General features: G+C 64.3%; 19 protein-coding genes and 1 pseudogene. 9 read left to right on the top strand and 11 right to left on the bottom strand.

Annotated features, from left to right (window positions below; genetic code table 11):
* Positions 1-219: 219 nt before the first annotated feature.
* Entirely contained in the window at positions 220-2,460 is a 2,241-nt protein-coding gene (locus OKW39_RS06885) for an NADP-dependent isocitrate dehydrogenase (RefSeq protein WP_187611030.1), read from the top strand.
* Between the two features lie 90 nt (positions 2,461-2,550).
* Here the strand turns inward: OKW39_RS06885 and OKW39_RS06880 are convergent.
* Positions 2,551-2,844 (bottom strand): annotated as a pseudogene (locus OKW39_RS06880) (OmpA/MotB family protein); the annotation flags it as partial.
* A 125-nt stretch (positions 2,845-2,969) separates the two neighbouring features.
* Here OKW39_RS06880 and OKW39_RS06875 point away from each other — a divergent pair.
* The 5 genes from OKW39_RS06875 to OKW39_RS06855 all read left to right on the top strand — a co-directional run bounded on the left by OKW39_RS06875 (position 2,970) and on the right by OKW39_RS06855 (position 7,479).
* Positions 2,970-3,116: a hypothetical protein gene (locus tag OKW39_RS06875; RefSeq protein ID WP_429335984.1), complete on the top strand. Its 147-nt coding sequence runs from the start codon at positions 2,970-2,972 to the stop codon at positions 3,114-3,116.
* Between the two features lie 72 nt (positions 3,117-3,188).
* On the top strand, positions 3,189-4,139 hold the full coding sequence (locus OKW39_RS06870; RefSeq protein ID WP_429362015.1) for a spermidine synthase: 951 nt from the start codon (positions 3,189-3,191) through the stop codon (positions 4,137-4,139).
* Between the two features lie 297 nt (positions 4,140-4,436).
* Positions 4,437-4,676 carry a DUF3311 domain-containing protein gene (locus OKW39_RS06865; RefSeq protein ID WP_429335986.1) on the top strand — a complete coding sequence of 80 codons (240 nt, stop codon included), beginning with the start codon at positions 4,437-4,439 and terminating at the stop codon, positions 4,674-4,676.
* Positions 4,676-6,226, top strand: a complete 1,551-nt coding sequence (gene mctP / locus OKW39_RS06860) for a monocarboxylate uptake permease MctP (protein ID WP_429335987.1) — start codon at positions 4,676-4,678, stop codon at positions 6,224-6,226. Before OKW39_RS06865 ends, mctP begins: the two co-directional genes overlap by 1 nt.
* A gap of 128 nt (positions 6,227-6,354) precedes the next feature.
* Positions 6,355-7,479 carry an FUSC family protein gene (locus OKW39_RS06855; protein WP_184059459.1) on the top strand — a complete coding sequence of 375 codons (1,125 nt, stop codon included), beginning with the start codon at positions 6,355-6,357 and terminating at the stop codon, positions 7,477-7,479.
* A gap of 27 nt (positions 7,480-7,506) precedes the next feature.
* On the opposite strand, the gene OKW39_RS06850 is transcribed toward OKW39_RS06855, so the two are convergent.
* The 5 genes from OKW39_RS06850 to OKW39_RS06830 all read right to left on the bottom strand — a co-directional run bounded on the left by OKW39_RS06850 (position 7,507) and on the right by OKW39_RS06830 (position 12,692).
* Entirely contained in the window at positions 7,507-7,926 is a 420-nt protein-coding gene (locus OKW39_RS06850; RefSeq protein ID WP_090805641.1) for a VOC family protein, read from the bottom strand.
* A gap of 254 nt (positions 7,927-8,180) precedes the next feature.
* On the bottom strand, positions 8,181-9,134 hold the full coding sequence (gene tal, locus OKW39_RS06845; protein ID WP_429562316.1) for a transaldolase: 954 nt from the start codon (positions 9,132-9,134) through the stop codon (positions 8,181-8,183).
* Positions 9,135-9,348: 214 nt separating this feature from the next.
* A complete protein-coding gene (locus OKW39_RS06840; RefSeq protein ID WP_429562315.1) occupies positions 9,349-10,569 on the bottom strand; it encodes a benzoate/H(+) symporter BenE family transporter in 1,221 nt (406 codons plus the stop codon).
* Positions 10,570-10,645: 76 nt separating this feature from the next.
* Entirely contained in the window at positions 10,646-11,821 is a 1,176-nt protein-coding gene (locus tag OKW39_RS06835; RefSeq protein ID WP_429562314.1) for a vWA domain-containing protein, read from the bottom strand.
* A gap of 28 nt (positions 11,822-11,849) precedes the next feature.
* Positions 11,850-12,692 (bottom strand): AAA family ATPase, encoded by an 843-nt coding sequence (locus OKW39_RS06830; protein WP_090803635.1) that lies wholly within the window; start codon positions 12,690-12,692, stop codon positions 11,850-11,852.
* A 316-nt stretch (positions 12,693-13,008) separates the two neighbouring features.
* Between OKW39_RS06830 and OKW39_RS06825 the strand changes: the two genes are divergently transcribed.
* Entirely contained in the window at positions 13,009-13,377 is a 369-nt protein-coding gene (locus OKW39_RS06825; RefSeq protein WP_090803639.1) for a c-type cytochrome, read from the top strand.
* Between the two features lie 46 nt (positions 13,378-13,423).
* A complete protein-coding gene (locus OKW39_RS06820) occupies positions 13,424-13,804 on the top strand; it encodes a c-type cytochrome (protein WP_429335989.1) in 381 nt (126 codons plus the stop codon).
* Between the two features lie 126 nt (positions 13,805-13,930).
* Here OKW39_RS06820 and OKW39_RS06815 read toward each other — a convergent pair whose 3' ends face one another.
* The 3 genes from OKW39_RS06815 to rsxB all read right to left on the bottom strand — a co-directional run bounded on the left by OKW39_RS06815 (position 13,931) and on the right by rsxB (position 16,102).
* Complete coding sequence (locus tag OKW39_RS06815; protein ID WP_429362008.1) at positions 13,931-14,365, bottom strand: DUF1841 family protein; 435 nt, start codon at positions 14,363-14,365, stop codon at positions 13,931-13,933.
* Between the two features lie 143 nt (positions 14,366-14,508).
* The gene (gene nth / locus OKW39_RS06810) at positions 14,509-15,153 is read right to left on the bottom strand and encodes an endonuclease III (protein ID WP_187611024.1); all 645 of its coding nucleotides are present in this window, start codon (positions 15,151-15,153) and stop codon (positions 14,509-14,511) included.
* Between the two features lie 43 nt (positions 15,154-15,196).
* The gene (gene rsxB, locus OKW39_RS06805; protein ID WP_429562313.1) at positions 15,197-16,102 is read right to left on the bottom strand and encodes an electron transport complex subunit RsxB; all 906 of its coding nucleotides are present in this window, start codon (positions 16,100-16,102) and stop codon (positions 15,197-15,199) included.
* Between the two features lie 240 nt (positions 16,103-16,342).
* On the opposite strand from rsxB, the gene OKW39_RS06800 reads away from it, so the two are divergent.
* Positions 16,343-16,975: a TetR family transcriptional regulator gene (locus OKW39_RS06800; protein WP_013088849.1), complete on the top strand. Its 633-nt coding sequence runs from the start codon at positions 16,343-16,345 to the stop codon at positions 16,973-16,975.
* Positions 16,976-17,098: 123 nt separating this feature from the next.
* On the opposite strand, the gene OKW39_RS06795 is transcribed toward OKW39_RS06800, so the two are convergent.
* Both OKW39_RS06795 and OKW39_RS06790 read right to left on the bottom strand, forming a co-directional pair.
* Positions 17,099-18,376, bottom strand: a complete 1,278-nt coding sequence (locus OKW39_RS06795; protein WP_090803645.1) for a polyhydroxyalkanoate depolymerase — start codon at positions 18,374-18,376, stop codon at positions 17,099-17,101.
* A 179-nt stretch (positions 18,377-18,555) separates the two neighbouring features.
* Positions 18,556-20,433, bottom strand: a complete 1,878-nt coding sequence (locus OKW39_RS06790; RefSeq protein ID WP_429562312.1) for a glycoside hydrolase family 15 protein — start codon at positions 20,431-20,433, stop codon at positions 18,556-18,558.
* Positions 20,434-20,572: the final 139 nt, after the last annotated feature.

The raw sequence follows: 20,572 nt of genomic DNA, 5'->3' as shown, positions 1-20,572 counted from the left end.
CAGCCCAAAAATGAGGCAGAATCCAACCGTGCGACCCGCTGCGCGACGCAGTCCGCCGTGTTCGCTTAATCGTTCCGCTTTGGCGTTCCAGGGCCCCGCGTCGCCATCCGCCACGCACAGCGTTTGTGTCCTAGCGTTGTCGTTTTCCTGATCGACGTTTGCGCATCCTGCCCGTATCACGTGCGAGATGCCTCTCAACCGCCCGCCCAGAGCCTAGCAATGACGACCCAGCAACCGACCATCATCTACACCCTCACCGACGAGGCGCCGCTGCTTGCGACGGCCGCGTTCCTGCCGATCATCCGGACCTTCACCAGGCCGGCCGGCATCGAGGTCGAGACCAGCGACATCTCGGTCGCGGGCCGCATCCTCGGTGAGTTTCCCGAGTTTCTGACCGAAGCGCAGCGGGTGCCCGACAACCTCGCGGAACTCGGTCGCCTGACCTCGTTACCCGACACCAACATCATCAAGCTGCCCAACATCAGCGCATCGGTGCCGCAACTGACGAGCGCGATCAGGGAACTGCAGGCGAAGGGCTACAAGGTGCCCGACTATCCGGAAGATCCGAAGACCGACGAACAGAAGGCGATCCGTCAGCGCTACTCGAAGTGTCTCGGCAGCGCGGTGAACCCGGTGCTGCGCGAGGGCAACTCGGACCGTCGCGCGCCGGCCGCGGTGAAGAACTACGCCCGCAAGCATCCGCACAGCATGGCCGAATGGAGCATGGCGTCGCGCACGCACGTCGCGCACATGCGGCACGGCGACTTCTATCACGGCGAAAAATCGATGACGCTCGATCGCGCGCGCGACGTGAAGATGGAACTCGTCACGAAAAACGGCAAGACGATCGTGCTGAAGCCGAAGGTCGCGCTGCAGGACGGCGAGATCATCGACAGCATGTTCATGAGCAGGAAGGCGCTGCTAGCGTTCTATGAAGACCAGATGGAAGATGCGCGCAAGACCGGCATGATGCTGTCGCTGCACGTGAAGGCGACGATGATGAAGATCTCGCACCCGATCGTCTTCGGCCACGCGGTGAAGGTGTTCTACAAGGACGCGTTCGCGAAGCACGGCAAGCTGTTCGAGGAACTTGGCGTGAACGTCAACAACGGCCTCGTCAATCTGTACGAGAAGCTCGAGACGCTGCCGGAATCGCAGCGCGAGGAGGTGATCCGCGACCTGCACGCATGCCACGAACATCGTCCGGAACTGGCGATGGTCGATTCGGCGAAGGGCATCTCGAACCTGCACGCGCCGAACGACGTGATCGTCGATGCGTCGATGCCGGCGATGATTCGCCTCGGCGGCAAGATGTGGGGCGCCGACGGCCGTCCGAAAGACACCAAGGCGGTGATCCCGGAGAGCACGTTCGCGCGCATCTACCAGGAGATCATCAACTTCTGCAAGACCAACGGCGCGTTCGATCCGGTCACGATGGGCACCGTGCCCAACGTCGGCCTGATGGCGCAGAAGGCGGAAGAATACGGCTCGCACGACAAGACCTTCGAAGTGCCGGAAGACGGCGAGGCGCGCATCGTCGATCTAGCCAGCGGCGAGGTGCTGCTCACGCAGAACGTCGAGCAGGGCGACATCTGGCGCATGTGCGAGGTGAAGGACGCGGCGATCCGCGATTGGGTCAAGCTCGCGGTCACGCGCGTGCGCAATTCCGGCATGCCCGCGGTGTTCTGGCTCGACCCGTATCGCCCGCACGAAGCGGAGCTGATCAGGAAGGTCGAGGCCTACCTGAAGGATTACGACACCACCGGCCTCGACATCCAGATCATGTCGCAGGTGCGCGCGATGCGTTACACGCTCGAGCGCGTCGTGCGCGGGCTCGATACGATCTCGGTCACCGGCAACATCCTGCGCGATTATCTGACCGACCTGTTCCCGATCATGGAGCTGGGCACGAGCGCGAAGATGCTGTCGATCGTGCCGTTGATGGCGGGCGGCGGCATGTACGAGACCGGCGCGGGTGGTTCGGCGCCGAAGCATGTGAAGCAGCTCGTCGAAGAGAACCATCTGCGTTGGGACTCGCTCGGCGAGTTCCTCGCGCTCGCGGCGTCGCTCGAAGAACTGGGCATCAAGACCGGCAACAACCGGGCGAAGATCCTCGCGAAGACGCTCGACACCGCAACCGGCAAGCTGCTCGACAACAATCGCAGCCCGAGCCCGAAGACGGGCGAGCTCGACAATCGCGGCAGCCAGTTCTATCTGGCGATGTACTGGGCGCAGGAGCTGGCCGCGCAAACGGACGACGCCGCGCTCGCCGCGCAGTTCGCGCCGCTCGCGACGCAGCTGACCGCCAACGAGCAGGTGATCGTGGCGGAGCTCGCGTCGGTGCAGGGCGCGCCGGCGGACATCGGCGGCTATTACAAGCCGGACTTCAACAAGCTCGAAGAGGTGATGCGGCCGAGCCGCACGCTGAACGAGGCGCTCGGGGCGGTACGCGTCGAATGACGTGATGCGTGAAGTGAGGTGATGTGAAGACGAGCCGCCGGCGGGCGGCTCGTAGCAGGGAAGGGCGGCCAATGCTACCGGCGAACGCGTTCAATACTGCACGACGATCGCGACCCGCCGGTTGGCCGCTCTTGCCGCCGCGTCATTGCCGGCGACCAGCGGAAAATTGTCCGCCCGTCCGATCGCGGCCAGCCGATGCGGCTCGATCCCGCGCTCGACCAGATACCTGACCACGGCGCCCGCGCGAGCCGACGACAGCTCCCAGTTGGACGCATACTTCGCGGTCGAAATCGGCACACTGTCGGTATGCCCCTCGACGAGCACATTCCCCGTCGCATCCTTTTGCAGTCCCTGCGCGATCGGGTTGAGTACATCGAACGAATCGACGACCTTCATGTCGTCGCAGCGAGTGGAAAGTTCGACCTTGCCTTCCGTGATCAGAAAGACCACGGGCTCACCCGAGTAGCCCTCGGAATAGATGATCTCGCCGGGCGCTGCACCAGGAGGAAATGCGCTGCAAGCTGCGGCTGGTGACGGAAAACGGCGATAAAGCGCCACGTGAATCGTTTGCGCGTGGCGTAATGGCGCAGGTTGGTCGCGACCCAGCGGCCGCAAAAGTGAGTTCGTTGAAAGCCGTTTGTGAGCGGTTGATTTGAATGAGCGAACCGCAGCGAATGCTATGCTCTCGTTCGACCAAAAATATTGCGCCTGTCGCGCGACATCCCTACATGACGAATCTGATCAAGCGCGCTTCGGCCGAGGCGCGCGCTTTCCGTAACCGCGACGCCCAAGCCATCGGCGGTAAACAGCAAATGGCCCACAAAAAGGCGCCCAAATCCACGCGCAACGCGGGCGGCACCGTCGAGCACGACGCACACGACGCGCCGCAAATCGAAGCGCCGCAAATCGAAGCGCCGCGCAAGCCGCGCTTCGCACCGGTGACGTTCTCCGAAGAGGGCGGCGTGCGCTACCTGCATTTCGGCACGGAATGGGTGCAAGGCGCGATGCGTCTGCGCAAGCCCGATCACATCGAACTCGAATACGCGCAGCAGATGATGGCCTGGCTGCTATTCCTCGAAACGCCGAAGCGCATCGTGCAGCTCGGGCTCGGCGCCGCGTCGCTGACCAAGTTCGCGCACCGCTTCCTGAAGAGCGCGAAGGTCGAGGCCGTCGAACTGAATCCGGCGGTCGTCGTGGCCGCGCGCACGATGTTCGAACTGCCGCCCGACGACGCGCGTCTGAGCGTGCATGAAAGCGACGCGTGGGACTTCGTCAACGAGAGCGCGAACCACGGCACCATCGGCGCGCTGCAGATCGACGTCTACGACGCGACCGCGCGCGGCCCAGTACTCGACAGCGTCGGCTTTTACCGTGCGGCACGTGCGTGTCTGACCGACGCGGGCATCGTCACGGTGAATCTGTTCGGCGATCATCCGAGCTTCGTGCGCAACATGAAGCGTCTGAACGAAGCCTTCGACGGTCGCGTCGTCGCGCTGCCCGAAGTGCACGACGGCAACCGTATCGCGATCGCCTTCTCGGGCCCCGCGCTCGACGTGCCGTTCACCGCGCTAGAGGCGCGCGCGAAGCTGATCGAAGCCGAGCTCGGCTTGCCGGCGCGCAAATGGATCAAGGGCCTGCGCGAATCGACGGGGCAGACGGGCGCATCGTTTGCGATCTGATCAGCGCACGGAGAATGAAGCGGCCGTACCGGCGTAGCGGTCGGCACGGCCGCTTTGCTTCCGGTATTTTTTTCACGTCTACGCCGCAACGTCATCCAGACTGCATCGTTGGCGCTTCGTCGCGTTGTTGGACGCCGACGCGCCTCGGGTCGTCCCTGCTTGACCGGGAGTTCGCCACTCCTATACTCTTTCGAAGCTTTCGGGGAGCCCGTGGCTGAGCGCGGGACGACCACCCGCAGAGTCCCACCTCCCGTCGACCGCGGGCAGATAAATTCTAAATAGGAAACAGGAGACGTCATGGCTCACGACCCCGACGTGAAGAAAGCCAGCAAGCACTGGCTCTGGCTATTGCTGCTACCGTGGATCGCGATGATCTGGGTGCCGTCCTACAACCGGATCGAGCCGCAGCTGTTCGATTTCCCGTTCTTCTACTGGTATCAGCTGCTGTGGGTGCTGATCAGCGCGGTCATCACCGCGTTCGTCTATTCGAAGACCAGGTCCCGCTATACGGGTCGCACGAACGGGGGCGCGCAATAATGAACCCCATTGCAACTTTCGTCTTCGTTCTGTTTTTCATCGGCGTCACGATTCTCGGCTTCGTCGCGGCCCACTGGCGGCGCGGCGATCTCGCGCATATCGAAGAGTGGGGTCTGGGCGGCCGGCGCTTCGGCACGATCGTCACGTGGTTCCTGCTTGGCGGCGACCTGTACACCGCCTACACGTTCATCGCGGTGCCGGCGCTCGTGTTCGGTGCGGGCGCAACGGGCTTCTTCGCGCTGCCGTACACGATCCTGATCTATCCGTTCGCGTTCGTCGTGTTCCCGAAGCTGTGGAGCGTCGCGAAGCGGCACGGCTACGTGACCTCGGCGGACTTCGTGTCGGCCCGCTACGGCAGCCGCATGCTCGCGCTCGCCGTCGCGGTGACCGGCATCGTCGCGACGATGCCGTACATCGCGCTGCAACTGGTCGGTATCGAAGTGGTGATCGGCGCGCTCGGTTTCGACACGACCGGCTTCGTCGGCGATCTGCCGCTGATCATCGCATTCGCGATCCTCGCGGCCTACACGTACACGTCGGGCCTGCGCGCGCCGGCCATGATCGCGGTCGTCAAGGACATCCTGATCTACGTGACGATCTTCGCCGCGATCATCGTGATTCCGCCGCAGCTGGGCGGCTTCGGCCATATCTTCGGCGCGGTCCCGCCGGCCAAGCTGCTGCTGAAGTCGCCGGACGTGTCGAGCCTGAACGGCTATAGCGCGTACGCGACGCTCGCGGTGGGTTCGGCGCTCGCGCTGTTCCTGTATCCGCACTCGATCACCGCGGTGCTGTCGTCGAAGTCGGGCAACACGATCCGCCGCAACATGGCGTTGCTGCCGGCGTATTCGCTGGTGCTCGGCCTGCTCGCGCTGCTCGGCTTCATGGCGCTCGCGGCCGGCGTGAAGGACATGCCGGAGTTCGCGCCGTACTTCAAGGCCTTCGGCCCGAACTTCGCGGTGCCGGCGCTGTTCCTGCACTTCTTCCCGTCGTGGTTCGTCGGCGTCGCGTTCGCGGCGATCGGTATCGGCGCGCTGGTGCCGGCGGCGATCATGTCGATCGCGGCGGCGAATCTGTACACGCGCAACGTGCACAAGGAGTTCGTCAACCGCAACATGACGCACGAGCAGGAGACCAACGTCGCGAAGCTGGTGTCGCTGATCGTCAAGGTCGGCGCGGTGGCGTTCATTCTCGGTCTGCCGCTCACGTACGCGATCCAGTTGCAACTGCTCGGCGGGATCTGGATCATCCAGACGCTGCCGGCGATCGTGCTGGGTCTCTACACGCGCGTGCTCGACTACCGGGGTCTGTTGCTCGGCTGGGCGGCAGGTATCGCGACCGGCACGTGGATGGCGATTTCGTTGAACCTCGCGAGCTCGATCTTCACGATCCATCTGTTCGGCATGGCGATTCCGGGCTATGCGGCCGTGTGGTCGCTGGTCGTGAACCTCGTGGTGTCGGTCGTCGTGAGCCTGGTCGTGCGCGCGGTGGGCATGCAGCGCGCCGAGGACCGTACGCGTCCGGAGGACTACCTGGACATCGTCGAAGGCTGATTCCAGCTGCAAATCACGTTCTGAAACACGCAACGCCCGCCGACGGAAGTTGGCGGGCGTTTGTGTTTGCGGGGCACTCCAGGGCAGGATAGCGGAACCGTCCTTTCACGCGTTCGCCGCGCGCCGCCATGGCTGCTGCCGATACTCCCACTTTGATTTCCCGCCGCGCGGCGCTCAGCCGGATGGTGCGCGCGGTCACGTCGCCGTACTACCGCTACCGGCACGCCAAGGTGCTGCATAGCCTGCGCGTCGGCCTCGCGATGCTGGTGTCGATTCTCGCGACGACCGGCATCGATATTCCGCACGGCATCTGGTCGTCGGTAACGCTGCTGGTCGTGATCGGCGGCTTGCAGCATCACGGCAATATCCGCAAGAAAGCGGCCGAACGCGCGGCCGGCACGCTGCTCGGGGCATCGATCGGGCTCCTGTTGATCGTGCAACAGCACTTCATCGGTTCGCTGCCGCTCACCTATGTGCTGGAGGCGATCATCGCGTCGATCTGCGCGTGGTTCGCGATTGGCTCGTCCGGCTATATCGGGCTCCTGACCGCCATCACGATGTGCATCGTCGCGGGCCACGGCGACAATCTGATCGACGTCGGCCTGTGGCGCACGCTGAACGTGCTGATCGGTATCGTCATCGCGCTGGCGTTTTCGTTCGCGTTTCCGCTGCACGCGACGTATTCGTGGCGCTACGGCCTCGCCGCCAATCTGCGCGAATGCGCGGGCATCTACGCGCGGCTGCTCGACGGCGAAACGATCACCGAGGAGGAGCAGATCAAGCGCTTCCTGCGGATCAACAAGCGGCTCGTGCAACTGCGCTCGCTGATGCCGTCGGTCGCGAAGGAAATCGACGTGCCGCAGTCGAGGCTCGAGGAGATCCAGCGGCTGCATCGCTCGGTGCTCAGCTCGCTGGAACTGCTTGCCACGGGGCCGCTGATGAACGCCGATGCCGCCGCGCGCACCGCCTACGCAGCGCATTGCGGCGCCGAGGTGCGCGCCGTGCGGGCGATCCTGTTGTCCACCGCGCGCGGGCTGCGTTTTGGCCGTCCGTCGCGCTTTGGCATTCCGGCCGCGGCGCCGCTCGCGAAGGGGCACGGCGACGTGGCCACCGCGTTGCCGCCCGACTGGCAAGGGCCGTACTGGCTCGGTCAGCGGCTCGCGGAGCAGGTAGACCGGTTGCGCGCGCTATTGCTGGAGACCGAGCCGAACTGGAACATCGAGCGGCACGAGCGGGCGACGCGTGGCAGGTAGGTGCTAGCGCTGGCCTGCCCCTAAGCCTCAAACCTGCGGCGGCAGCGTGACCATCCACATCATGCCGAAGCGGTCCACCACCATTCCGAAGCCCTTGCTCCAGAACGTTTGCTGGAACGGCATCACGACCTGGCCGCCATCGGCGAGCGCGTTGAAGCATTTTTCCGCCGACGCGCCGTCATCGACGGTCAGCGACAGACTGAAGCCATTGAACGGGCCGGCCGCCGGATCGCAGTTGCCGTCGGAAGCCATCCACGTGCTCGAGCCCAACTGCACGCTCGCGTGCATGATCTTGTCGGCGAGTTCGGGGCGTGGCGGATTGTGCGCGTCCGGCGGCGCTTCCTTGAACAGCATCTTGAAGGTCACCTGGGCGCCGAGCTTGTCGGTGTAGTAATCGAGCGCTTCCTGGCAACGGCCGTTGAAGAACACATAGGGCTGAACGTACATGATCGTCTCCATGGTCAGGCGTTGGGCGGGCGCCGTCGTTCCTCGCCAGCGGCGGCGGGGAGGGGCGTGGAGTCGATTGTAGTCGGTGGCGGCGCGTCGATCGTGACGCTATGTCGCCGGTGGCGACGCAGCGTAAACGAGAAGCGGCGCTGAACCGTGAGGTCCAGCGCCGCCTGTCATGGATGGGACTCGCGCGGAGCCGCGCGGCGAGCGTGAGCGCCACTCAGCCAGCCACGCCCGCCGCCTCCGGCGCCTCAGCGCATCGTGTCGATCAGCTTTTCCAGCTTCACCGCGTCCGCGGCGAACGTGCGGATGCCTTCGGAGAGCTTCTCGGTCGCCATCGCTTCGTCGTTGAGGAGGAAGCGGAACGACTTCTCGTCGACCGGCACGCGCTCGATGTCCGCGTCGTGCGATGTCTCCGGCGACAGCTTGCGTTCGACCTTGTCGGTGCTCTCGTGCAGTTTCTGCAGCAGGTCGGGGCTGATCGTCAACAGATCGCAGCCGGCCAGTTCCAGAATCTGCGAGGTCGCGCGAAAGCTCGCGCCCATCACCTCGGTCTTGTAGCCGAACTTCTTGTAGTACGCGTAGATGTGGCGCACCGACTTGACGCCCGGATCGTTGGCGCCGCCGTCTTTCGCTTCGTTCCACGCGCTGCCGGCGTTCTTCTTGTACCAGTCGTAGATGCGGCCGACGAACGGCGAGATCAGCTGCGCGCCAGCTTCCGCGGCGGCGGCGGCCTGCACGAGCGAGAACAGCAGCGTCATGTTGCAGTGGATGCCTTCCTTCTGCAGCACCTCGGCCGCGCGCACGCCTTCCCACGTCGACGCGAGCTTGATCAGCACGCGGTCGCGCTCGATGCCGTGTTCCTTGTACAGCGCGATCAGCTCGCGGCCTTTCGCGATCGAGCCTTCGACGTCGAACGACAGGCGCGCGTCGACTTCGGTCGACACCCGCCCCGGGATGATCTTCAGGATTTCGGTGCCGAAGGCGATCAGCAACTGGTCGATGATCGCGCCGGGCGGCTTCGACGCATGCGCCTTCACGGTCTTTTCGAGCAGCGGCCGGTAGTCGTCTTTCTGCACGGCCTTCAGAATCAGCGACGGATTGGTGGTCGCATCGCGCGGCTTGTACTGCGCGAGCTGCTGGAAGTCGCCGGTGTCGGCCACCACGGTGGTGTATTGCTTGAGTTGGTCGAGTGCGGTTGTCATGTTCGGGCCTTCAGGGCGCGTGTGCGCCATGGTTCAGGAGAAATGAGGACGCCGCCGCGCCGGCAGGAGGAATCAGCCGGCGCCGGCGGCCGCGGGTCAAGCCGCAGCGCGTCCCACGATGGCTTGGGAAACGCTGCCGGATACATCTATTCTATGGCGGATCGCCGAGGACGGTATGAACACCGCGTATGGACAGCCGGGCGTGGCGATCCGTTCACACGCGGCGCGCGTTCAGCACGACTTGCGTCACCACGCCCGCGACGAGCCCCCAGAACGCCGAGCCGATCGACAGCAGCGTGAGTCCCGAGGCGGTCACCATGAACGTGACGAGCGCCGCCTCGCGCTGCCTCGTATCCTGCATCGCGTTGGCGAGCCCGCTCATGATCGAGCCGAACAGCGCGAGGGCCGCGACCGACACGACCAACTCCTTCGGGAACGCCGCGAACAGCGCGGCGATCGTCGCGCCGAACACGCCCGCGAGCAGATAGAAAATGCCGCCCCATACGGCCGCTGTGTAGCGCCTGGCGGAGTTTTCGTGCGCTTCGGGGCCGGTGCAGATCGCCGCCGTGATCGCGGCAAGATTGATGCCGTGAGAACCGAACGGCGCGAGTAGCAGCGACGCGACGCCGGTCGTCGCGATCAGCGGCGCGGACGGGGTGGTATAGCCGTCGGCGCGCAGCACCGCGATGCCCGGCACGTTCTGCGAGGCCACCGCGACCACGAACAGCGGAATGCCGATGCTCACGCAAGCCGCCACCGAAAACGACGGGATCGTCAGCGCCGGGTGCGCGAGCGCGACGTGAAAGTGGCTGAAGTCGAGCAGCCCGAGGCCGCCGGCGGCTGCGGTGCCTGCCACGAGCGTGGTCGGAATCGCATAACGCGGCACGAACCGTTTGACGATCAGGTAGGTAAAGAACATCGTCAGCACGAGCGCGGTCTGGTACTGCGCGGCACGGAAAATCTCGATGCCGATCTCGAACAGGATGCCCGCGAGCAGCGCTGCCGCAAGGCCGGACGGAATCCGCTTCATCAGCGCGTCGAACCAGCCGGTGACGCCGACCAGCGTCAGCAGCGCCGCGCAGAAGATGAATGCGCCGATCGCCTGCGCATACTCGACATGCGGCAGCGACGACACCAGCAGCGCCGCGCCCGGCGTCGACCACGCGATCACGATCGGCGCACGAAAGCGCAGCGACAGGCCGATCGTGCACAGGCCCATGCCGATCGACAGCGCCCAGATCCACGACGAAATCTGCGCGTCGCTCAGATGCGCGGCCTGGCCCGCCTGAAACATCAGCACGAGCGAGCTCGTGTAACCGGTCATCGCCGCGACGAAGCCCGCGACGATCGTCGACAGCGACGTATCGGCGAGCGGATTGAAGCGCCTGGGCAACGTGGCGGCGGGGGACAGTTGGGGCGACGGGGACGAACTCATGCGAAGGCTTTCTTGTTGTGGAAGTTGAAGCGTCGGGACGTGGATTCTGGAATGGCGGGCGTTACTTGGGCGGGCGTTACTTGCTCAGCACCCGCATGGCCGTCTCGAGGCCCGCGAGCGTCAGCGGATACATGCGGTGGCCCAGCACTTCGCGGATCGCGCTGACCGACTGCCGGTACGGCCACAGCGCTTCCGGCTCCGGGTTCAGCCACGCGAAGTGCGGGAAGTGATCGGCGAGCCGGCGCAACCACACCGCGCCGGCCTCGGCGTTGTTGTACTCGACCGAGCCGCCGGGCTGCAACACTTCGTACGGGCTCATCGTCGCGTCGCCGACGAAGATCAGCTTGTAGTCGGGCGTGAACTTGTGCAGCACGTCCCACGTCGGTGTGCGCTCGGCGTGGCGGCGGCGGTTGTGCTTCCACAGGAAGTCGTACACGCAGTTGTGGAAGTAGTAGAACTCGAGGTGCTTGAACTCGGCCTTCGCGGCGGAGAACAGCTCCTCGGTGCGCTTCACGTGATCGTCCATCGAGCCGCCGACGTCGAGCAGCATCAGCACCTTCACGTTGTTGTGCCGCTCGGGCACCATCTTCAGATCGAGCCAGCCGGCGTTCGCGGCGGTGCTGCGGATCGTGTCGGGCAGGTCGAGTTCTTCCGCGGCGCCTTCGCGGGCGAACCGGCGCAACCGTCGCAGCGCGACCTTGATGTTGCGCGTGCCGATTTCGACCTGGTCGTCGTAGTCGCGATACGCGCGCGCTTCCCATATCTTGACGGCCGTGCGATTGCCGGCCGCGTCGCCGCCGATGCGCACGCCTTCGGGGTTATAGCCGCCGTGACCGAACGGCGACGTGCCGCCCGTCCCGATCCACTTGTTGCCGCCCTCGTGGCGCTCTTTCTGCTCGTCGAACAGTTCCTTCAGGCGCTCCATCAGCTTGTCGATGCCGCCCATCGCCTCGATCTGCGCCTTTTCCTCGGGCGATAGATCGCGTTGCAGCTTCTTCTTCAGCCAGTCGGGCGGAATCTCGAACGCGAGCTCCGAGGTCGCCGCGACACCGTTGAAAAAGGCGCCGAACGCCTGGTCGAACTTGTCGAAGTACTGCTCGTCCTTCACGAGCGTGATGCGCGAGAGGTAGTAGAACTCGTCGAGCGACGGCGCGATCACGTTGGCCTTCAGCGCTTCGAGCAGCGTCAGGTATTCCTTCACCGAGACCGGCAGGCGGGCGGCGCGCAGCGAGTAGAAAAAGTCGATCAGCATGCTGGATGTCCTGCGGCGCGGCGCCCGCTCAACGGTTGTTGCGGTTCATGAACAGCAGCCGCTCGAACAGGCTCACGTCCTGTTCGTTCTTCAGCAGCGCGCCGTGCAGGGGCGGCACGATCTGCTTCTGATCGGCCGAGCGCAGTGCTTCGGGCGGAATGTCTTCGGCGAGCAGCAGCTTGAGCCAGTCGAGCAGTTCGGAGGTGGACGGCTTCTTCTTCAGCCCCGCGACGTTGCGCAGCTCGAAGAAGCTCTGCAGCGCCGCGGCGAGCAGATCCTTCTTGATGCCGGGGTAATGCACGTCGACGATCTGCTGCATCGTCGTCGCATCCGGAAACCTGATGTAGTGGAAGAAGCAGCGGCGCAGGAACGCGTCGGGCAACTCCTTCTCGTTGTTCGACGTAATGATCACGAGCGGGCGATGTCTGGCGCGCACCAGCTCGCGCGTCTCGTACACGTAGAACTCCATGCGGTCGAGTTCGCGCAGCAGGTCGTTCGGGAATTCGATGTCGGCCTTGTCGATCTCGTCGATCAGCAGCACGCTCTGCTCGTCCGATTCGAACGCCTGCCACAGCACGCCCTTGACGATGTAGTTGCGGATGTCCTTCACGCGCTCGTCGCCGAGCTGCGAATCGCGCAGACGCGACACCGCGTCGTATTCGTACAGCCCCTGCTGTGCCTTGGTGGTCGACTTGATGTGCCATTGCAAGAGCGGCATGCCGAGCGCGGCGGCGACTTCCTCGGCGAGCATGGTCTTGCCGGTGCCGGGTTCGCCCTTGATCAGCAGCGGACGCTTGAGCGTCATCGCGGCGTTGACCGCGAGCTTGAGGTCGTCGGTGGCGACGTACTGCGATGAGCCTTCGAAACGCATGACGAGATGCTCTTGTGCGGGAAAAAACCCAGTATAAGTCAGAAGGCCTGTTGGCCTGAAACCGGCTCACGTATGGTGTCAGCCGCGCAGTGACGCGGCGGCGGTGCCGCTGTGGCGTCGTTGCGAAGCCGCCGCGGTCATGGCGTGGCGCGCGTCCCGGCGGGCGTTGCGCGGCCCCCGTGTCTGGTGGACGTTCGGCGCGGCGGCGCGGTACAATGAGCCCGATTTTTTTGGCCTGCGTGGCTACCCTACAAGAAGAACGGCGCGGACCGCTGCCTTTGTGGGCACCCGTTTCCCCTCAAGCCAGGTTACATCTATGAATAAATTCGTCGGCAAACACGTCGTGATCGCAGCGCTGTCGGTGCTCGCGGGGTATGCGGCCAATGCGCAGGCAGCGGATGTCGTAGGCAATGCCAAGGCGGGCCAGGACAAGGTCGCGATGTGTAGCGGCTGCCACGGCATCCCCGAATACCGCACGGCTTATCCAGAGGTTTTCCGCGTGCCGAAGCTTGGTGGCCAGAATCAGGCGTACCTCGAAAACGCGCTGCGCGCCTACAAGAAGGGCGACCGCCATTTCGCCACGATGCATGCGATCGCGGTGACGCTGTCGGATCAGGACATTGCCGATGTCGCCGCGTACTACGCAGCGCAAACTGCCGCTTCGAAAAACAATCCCGACAAGTGATCGGCGTCGGTCACCAGCACATCCAATTCGCGGGATAGGAGATTTCATGATCAAGCCCCAACAGGCACTCCACACGGTATTCAAGGCGGTCGGCGCGGCGGCGGTCATCGGTCTGGCCGCAGCGAACGCAGCACACGCTGCCGACGCCGGCAACGGTAAGGTGCTCGCCGCCAGCCACAACTGCGCGGCCTGCCACGGTCCCAACCTGAACAAGCCGGTGAGCCCGGAGTATCCGAAGCTGGCCGGTCAGTACGCCGACTATGTCTTCTGGGCGCTGCGTCAGTACCAGATGGGTACTGCCAATCCACACCTCGGCCGCAACAACGCGATCATGCAGGCACAGGTGCAGAGCCTCTCGCTAAGTGACATGAAGGACATCGCCGCTTACATCGAATCGCTAAAAGGCGACCTCGTGCAGAAAAAGTAAGCGTCGGGCGCCGGTTTCGCGCCGAAGCTTCAAAAGGAAAACACCCCGCCTTGGCGGGGTGTTTTGCTTTGAGGGCGTCGTACCTCGACATGCTGGCGTCGTGCCGCGCCGGCGTTTCCAGTCGCCTCAGTCGCGCGTCGCGCGCCGTTCGATGCGCTGCAGATACGCGTCCGTGTCCGGCGGCGTGCCGGTGCGCTGCGCTTCCCAGATGGTTTCGCCGAGGCAGTCCATGATCGCGTGCTGCGCCTCGTGCGTCGAGCCGAGGCGCGCGGCGAGCCGCTCATGCGCGGCTCGAATGCCGGGCGGCTGATCGATCGACAACTGCTCGGAGATCGCCAGGTGCATCGACAGGTGCAGGAACGGATTGGTCAGGCCGCGCTCCGGCGAATAGTCCTGCGCCTGGGCGGCGGGACCATCGGCGAGATCGGCGTGATATTCGGGATGCTCGACGATCCAGTCGGCGGCGATCGCCTCGAGCGGCGTCAAAATCTCGCCCTGGCGCTGTTTGCGCCAGGTGTCGGTGAAAAAGAGGCGAACTTCGTCGCGGCTGGGATTGAACATCGTGGAACCGGTGCGTGGGAGTGGGGCGCGGAGCGCGACGGTGCGGGTCCGCAGTGCGCGCTGCGCGTAAGGCACTATTTTACGCGGCGGCCGCGTGGGCTGCAGGCGCGCTGCACGGCCTCGGGTTTCGAGCTGGGCCGGCCTTATAGATCGGGTGGCGGGGTCTTCGGCCGGAACTCGCACAGCGGCTCGATCGCGCAATGCCAGCATTCGGGGCGGCGCGCCTTGCACACGTAGCGTCCATGCAGGATCAGCCAGTGGTGCGCATCCTGCCTGAATTCGGCGGGCGTGAATTTTTCGAGTGCCGCTTCGACCGCGCGCACGTCCTTGCCGGGCGCGAGGCCGGTGCGGTTGGCGACGCGGAAAATGTGCGTGTCGACCGCGATGGTCGGATGGCCGAATGCGGTGTTCAGGATCACGTTGGCCGTTTTGCGGCCGACACCGGGCAGCCCTTCGAGTGCCTCGCGATCCTCCGGCACCTCGCCGCCATACCGGTCGAGCAGAATGCGGCAGGTCGCGATCACGTTCTTCGCCTTCGTGCGATACAGACCGATCGTCTTGATATAGCTCGCGACACCTTCCTCGCCGAGGTCGAACACCTTCTGCGGCGTGTTCGCGACCGGAAACATCCTGCGCATCGCCTTGTTGACCGACACGTCGGTCGCCTGCGCCGACAACAGCACCGCGATCAGCAGTTCGAACGGCGTCGTGTACTCGAGTTCGGTGGTCGGATGCGGATTGAGGCTCTGAAGCGTTTCGTAGATCGCGCGGCGTTTGTTCGCGTTCATGCGGAGCGGGTCCGTGTGAGTGGGCCTGGTTGCGTCGGCGTGGTCAGCGCGCGGTTGGCGGTGAGTTGGACGGTGGATTGGACTCGTTTGACTCCTTTGACTCGTCGGACTGCTGTTCCGAGCCGGGCGTGTCGCCACCGCTGGCAAGACCGAGACGGCGGCGGCGCGCTTCGGCGGCGTCGATCTGTGCCTGCACGTCGGCGCTGACGTTCTCGGTGTTCAGCGGTCCCTCGCCTTTCGCGGCCAAGTCTTCCTTCTTCTTGCGCGCGCGTTCGAGCGCGGCCTGGATGATCGCGCGTTTCTTCGCTTCCGCGTCGTCCGCAATCGGGGCGGCGGGAGCCTCGGACGGCACTGTCGCGCCGCTTGCAGCAACCGCGTCCGGCGCAGCCGGCGGCGCGCTTGCAGCTCGCCGCGCCGCAGCGCGCGCTTCGGCGGCGTCGCGCTCGCGCGCGAGACGGGTCTCGTGGCGGCTATGACGCGCCCGCGCCGCGTCCGCGTGGCTTTGGCTCCATGCATCCCAGCCGGTGGCCTCGCCGGTCACGGGGAGCATCGTGATGCAGTCGACCGGGCAGGGCGGCACGCACAGGTCGCAGCCGGTGCATAGCTCGGCGACCACGGTGTGCATCTGTTTCGGTGCGCCAACTATCGCGTCGACCGGACACGCCTGCATGCACAGCGTGCAGCCGATGCACACCTGTTCGTCGATAACCGCCAACGGACGCGGACGTTCGACGCCATTGGCCGAATTGAGCGGAATCACCGGTTTGCCGAGCAGCGCGGCGAGGCGCGCGATGCCCTCGGCGCCGCCGGGCGGGCACTGGTTATAGTTCGCCTCGCCATTGGCGACGGCTTCGGCATACGGACGGCATGCGGGATAACCGCACTTCGTGCATTGCGTTTGGGGCAGCAGATCTTCGATGCGATCCGCGAGTGTTTTGACGTCTGTCACGGTTGCGGCGCGGGGGTTTGCCGTGCGATCGCACGACCTGAACTAAATAGCACATTATCGCCGATTTCCCGGATTGCCATTCGCAATCCATGTGCCATAATCGAAGCGCTTCATTCGAAAGACCGCAGAAAAGGGTGTGTTTCCCAACCATGACGCGCCCGCTAAACGCCGCCACAAAAAGGCTCGAGGAGAGGCCGGCGGCGCGATCCGGAGAACGCGGCTCACGAAGACGATGCCACCATGAATCAGCCGAAAATCAAAAGAGATCCTGAAGGCACGAGGCGCCGCATCTTGCTCGCGGCGGCGGAAGAGTTTGCAAATGGAGGGCTGTTCGGCGCGCGGGTCGATCAGATCGCTCGCCGCGCGGAAACCAATGAACGAATGCTCTATTACTACTTCGGTAGCAAGGAGCAGCTATTCACCGCGGTACTCGAGCACGCGTTCAGCGCGCTCAACGAAGCGGAACGCACGCTCGAACTCAACGGAATCGCGCCGGTCGAGGCGGTTACGCGTCTCGCGCATTTCGTGTGGGACTACTACCGCGATCATCCCGAGTTGTTGAGGCTCATCAACAACGAGAATCTGCATGAAGCACGCTATATGCAGAAGTCCACGCGCATACGCGAAATGATCTCGCCGATCGTCGCCACGCTCGGCGGCATTCTCGAACGTGGGCAGCGCGCGGGGCTGTTTCGCACGAACATCGACCCGCTGCGCTTTTACGTGACGCTCTCGGGCATGGGCTACTACATCGTGTCGAACCGTTTCACGCTCGAGGCGACGCTCGGCCGCGATTTCAGCAGCGCCGCCGAACGCAGCGAGGTGATTCAGATGAATACCGAACTGCTGCTCGCGTATCTGTTGAGAAAGTAACGGGCAGTGCCGCGGTGATCGTGGCCGTGGCAAAAAATCAGTATCACGAACAAAGCGCGATAAAAAAGCCAACGGCCTCGAACGGGACCGTTGGCTTTTTATATGCTAGTGCAAGTTTGATGCTCAGGCTTCGACTTTTTCTTTCGCCGTTTTTGCTGCCTTGTTGTGCTCGAGAATGAAGTCGCGCAATTGCGGGTAAATGATCGTGCGCCAGCGGCGGCCCGAGAAAATGCCGTAGTGGCCGCATTTCTCCGCAGTGAAGTGACGCTTGTTCTTCGCCGGAATGCCGCTGCACAAGTCGTGCGCCGCGTAAGTCTGGCCGTCGCCGGAAATGTCGTCGAGTTCACCTTCGATCGTAAACAGCGCGGTCGTCGTGATGTCCTGCGGCCGCACCGGTTCGCCGTTGACGACCCACGTGCCCTCGGCAAGACGGAACTCCTGGAACACGACGCGGATCGTGTCGAGGTAATAATCGGCATCCATGTCGAGCACCGCGTTGTACTCGTCGTAGAAGCGGCGGTGCGCTTCGGCGTCGTCCTCGTCGCCGCGCAGCAGGCTCTGGTAGAAATCCCAGTGCGACGCCGCGTGACGCTCCGGATTCATCGCGACGAAACCGGTGTGCTGCAGGAAGCCGGGATAGACCTTGCGGCCCGCGCCGGGATAGTTCGGCGGCACCGTGAAGATCACGTTGTTCTCGAACCACTCGTACGAGTGCTGCGTGGCTAGCGAATTGACCGAGGTCGGGCTCTTTCGTGCGTCGATCGGGCCACCCATCATCGTCATCGTGCGCGGCGTGTCCTCGCCGCGGCTCGCCATCAGCGAAATGGCGGCGAGCACCGGCACGGTCGGCTGGCACACCGAGATCACGTGCAGATTCTTCGCGCCGATATGGCGAATGAATTCCTGGATATACGCGATGTAGTCGTTCAGACCGAACCAGCCGGCTTCTAGCGGCACCATGCGCGCGTCGAGCCAGTCGGTGATGTAGACCTTGTGGTCTTGCAGCAACGTGCGCACGGTATCGCGTAGCAGTGTGGCGTGGTGTCCTGACAACGGTGCGCAGACGAGCACGACCGGTTCGTCTTTCAATTGACTGACAGCTTCGCTGTCGTCCGCGAAGCGCTTGAAGCGCATCAGACGGCAGAACGGCTTTTCGATGAACGTCTGCTCGACGATCGGAATGTTATGGCCGTCTTTGACAATCTGGTGAATGTTGAACTCGGGCTTTTCGTAGTCCTTGCCGAGCCGGTAAAGCAGTTCGTAGCCGGCGGAAAGGCGCGTGGCGCCCGGAACATAGGCTAGCGGACTGGCCGGATTCGCAAATGATTTCGATGCGGCCTGAGCCCAGGCGGTGAGGGGGCTCAACATCGCCCGCTGGAATTCATGAAATTGATAGAGCATGTTTGCTCCGTTTTAAGCGGTTCGCATGGGGCTTCGCAAACACGCGTGAGGCGTTGCGGCGGGCCATTGTGGTTGTAGGCACATTATTGTCGGCCGACAGTCTGATCGATAATATCGAATAAGGCAAATTTGTGCAATGCAACAATATTCGCATTCAGTGTACGCAAATTGTCACTGCGTCATGCTAATGGCGATGCTGCTCCGCCGCTATCAGGGCTTGCCTGAACCTCAAGCTCCATCGCGCGCGCCGGATGGCCGGTCGCCTGCGCCATCTCCTGCTCGTGCTTCATCAGGTTCAGTCCGGTGTTCACGAGCGCAACGTGGGAGAACGCCTGCGGAAAATTGCCGACGAGACGTTTATCGACCGGGTCGTACTCCTCGGACAGCAGGCCGACGTCGTTGCACAGCGCGAGCAGCCGCTCGTACATCTCGGTTGCTTCCTGCACGCGTCCCTGCAGCGCAAGGTTATCCACCATCCAGAACGAACACGCAAGAAAGGTGCCTTCTCCCGGTGGCAAGCCGTCGTCGTATTCCGTGGTGCGGTAGCGCAGCACGAAGCCGCCGTGCATCAAGTTCCGCTCGATCGCCTCGACCGTGCCCTTGATGCGTGGATCCTGCGGCGGCAGGAAGGCGACCAGCGGCATCAGCAGCACGCTCGCGTCGAGCTGATCGCTGCCGTAGTACTGCGAGAACGCGTTGAGCTGCGGATTCCACGCCTTCTCGCAGACCTCGGCGTGGATCGTGTCACGCGTCGCGCGCCATTCGTCGAGGGGGCCGTCGAGCTTGAACATTTCGGCCGAGCGGATCGCGCGGTCGAACGCGACCCACGCCATCACCTTCGAGAACGTGAAATGCTCGGGGCCGCCGCGCGTCTCCCAGATGCCTTCGTCGGGTTCGCGCCAGATCGTGCTCAGGTGCTCGAGCAGCGCGCGCTGCACGCTCCACGCGGTGACGTCCGCCTGCAGGCCGCCGACGCGCGCCAGATGCAGCGCGTTCATCACCTCGCCGTAGACGTCGAGCTGACGCTGCCCGACCGCATTGTTGCCGATGCGCACCGGTTTCGCGCCCTCGTAGCCGGGCAGCCAGTCGATTTCGGATTCGGGCAGGCGCCGCTCGCCGCCGATGCCGTACATGATCTGCAACTGGTCCGGCGCGCCCGCCATCACGCGGCCGAGCCAGCTGCGCCAGGCGCGCGCTTCGTCGTAGTAGCCGCCGCGCATCATCGCAAGCAACGTGATGGTCGCGTCGCGCAGCCAGCAGTAGCGGTAGTCCCAGTTGCGCGTGCCGCCGAGCCGCTCGGGCAGCGACGTGGTGGGCGCCGCGACGATGCCGCCGGTCGGCTCGTAGGCGAGCGCGCGCAGCGTGATCAGCGAGCGGCGGATCGGCCCGGCCCAGCGTCCTTCGACGGTGCCGCGCGCCGCCCATTCGAGCCAGTGGTTCTCGGTGCGCGCGAGCGACGTGTGCGGATCGCGCGCGGGCGGAATGCGCAGATGCGACGCCGCGTACGCGAGCGAGAACGGCACGCGCTCGCCCTCGGTTACCGTGAATTCCGCGATGGTCTTCATGTCTTCGCCGTGCAGTTCGACCGGCGTGCGCAGCACCGCGTTGTCGGGGCCGACGATCGCCTTGATGCCGCTGTCGTGCTTGAGCTTGTCGACCCACGGAATCGAGAAGCCGTAGTCGAAGCGCAGCACGAGTTCCATCTTCATGCGCACGGTGCCGCGTTTGCCGACGACGATGCGGATCAGCTCCGACCAGCCGTTGCCGGGCGGCATGAAATCGATCAGCGTGACGGCGCCCTCGGGCGTTTCGAAGTCGGTTTCGAGGATCAGCGTTTCGCCGCGATAGCGCCGCGTGATGGTCGGCGCGCCGTGCTCGCCCTCGGTGGCGGGGGCGATCAGCCAACGGCCGTTGTCGGGCGAGCCGAGCAGCGCGGCGAAGCAGGCGCCCGAGTCGAAGCGCGGCCAGCAGAGCCAGTCGACGGAACCCTCGCGGGAGATGAGCGCGGCGGTATGGCCATCGCCGATGAGTGCGTAGTCTTCGATGTGTGCAGGCATGGGAAGCGTGTCGGAAAACGAGTCGTTATTACGGACGGCCACAGCAGCCGCGCTTCGAGTGGGCGTTATTACCGGACCACGATCGGCAGTGTTTGGTTCACCGCACAGTGCGGCAAAACGCGGGTTGGAAAATTGTCAA

Origin of the sequence: Paraburkholderia sp. MM6662-R1 (genome assembly GCF_050436245.1) — a bacterium.
Lineage (GTDB): Bacteria > Pseudomonadota > Gammaproteobacteria > Burkholderiales > Burkholderiaceae > Paraburkholderia > Paraburkholderia tuberum.
Note: the sequence above shows the minus strand (reverse complement) of the source record. Positions and strands in the feature narration are given on the sequence as shown.

Excerpts from the sequence above, each read along its gene's own strand:
- OKW39_RS06800 (WP_013088849.1), top strand. The coding sequence starts at position 16,343 with ATGAATCAGCCGAAAATCAAAAGAGATCCTGAAGGCACGAGGCGCCGC.
- OKW39_RS06885 (WP_187611030.1), top strand. The coding sequence starts at position 220 with ATGACGACCCAGCAACCGACCATCATCTACACCCTCACCGACGAGGCG.
- OKW39_RS06870 (WP_429362015.1), top strand. The coding sequence starts at position 3,189 with ATGACGAATCTGATCAAGCGCGCTTCGGCCGAGGCGCGCGCTTTCCGT.
- OKW39_RS06855 (WP_184059459.1), top strand. The coding sequence starts at position 6,355 with ATGGCTGCTGCCGATACTCCCACTTTGATTTCCCGCCGCGCGGCGCTC.
- OKW39_RS06840 (WP_429562315.1), bottom strand. The coding sequence starts at position 10,569 with ATGAGTTCGTCCCCGTCGCCCCAACTGTCCCCCGCCGCCACGTTGCCC.
- OKW39_RS06875 (WP_429335984.1), top strand. The coding sequence starts at position 2,970 with ATGCGCTGCAAGCTGCGGCTGGTGACGGAAAACGGCGATAAAGCGCCA.
- OKW39_RS06815 (WP_429362008.1), bottom strand. The coding sequence starts at position 14,365 with ATGTTCAATCCCAGCCGCGACGAAGTTCGCCTCTTTTTCACCGACACC.
- OKW39_RS06830 (WP_090803635.1), bottom strand. The coding sequence starts at position 12,692 with ATGCGTTTCGAAGGCTCATCGCAGTACGTCGCCACCGACGACCTCAAG.
- OKW39_RS06820 (WP_429335989.1), top strand. The coding sequence starts at position 13,424 with ATGATCAAGCCCCAACAGGCACTCCACACGGTATTCAAGGCGGTCGGC.
- OKW39_RS06850 (WP_090805641.1), bottom strand. The coding sequence starts at position 7,926 with ATGTACGTTCAGCCCTATGTGTTCTTCAACGGCCGTTGCCAGGAAGCG.
- nth (WP_187611024.1), bottom strand. The coding sequence starts at position 15,153 with ATGAACGCGAACAAACGCCGCGCGATCTACGAAACGCTTCAGAGCCTC.
- tal (WP_429562316.1), bottom strand. The coding sequence starts at position 9,134 with ATGACAACCGCACTCGACCAACTCAAGCAATACACCACCGTGGTGGCC.
- OKW39_RS06835 (WP_429562314.1), bottom strand. The coding sequence starts at position 11,821 with ATGCTGATCGACTTTTTCTACTCGCTGCGCGCCGCCCGCCTGCCGGTC.
- OKW39_RS06865 (WP_429335986.1), top strand. The coding sequence starts at position 4,437 with ATGGCTCACGACCCCGACGTGAAGAAAGCCAGCAAGCACTGGCTCTGG.
- OKW39_RS06790 (WP_429562312.1), bottom strand. The coding sequence starts at position 20,433 with ATGCCTGCACACATCGAAGACTACGCACTCATCGGCGATGGCCATACC.
- mctP (WP_429335987.1), top strand. The coding sequence starts at position 4,676 with ATGAACCCCATTGCAACTTTCGTCTTCGTTCTGTTTTTCATCGGCGTC.
- OKW39_RS06795 (WP_090803645.1), bottom strand. The coding sequence starts at position 18,376 with ATGCTCTATCAATTTCATGAATTCCAGCGGGCGATGTTGAGCCCCCTC.
- OKW39_RS06825 (WP_090803639.1), top strand. The coding sequence starts at position 13,009 with ATGAATAAATTCGTCGGCAAACACGTCGTGATCGCAGCGCTGTCGGTG.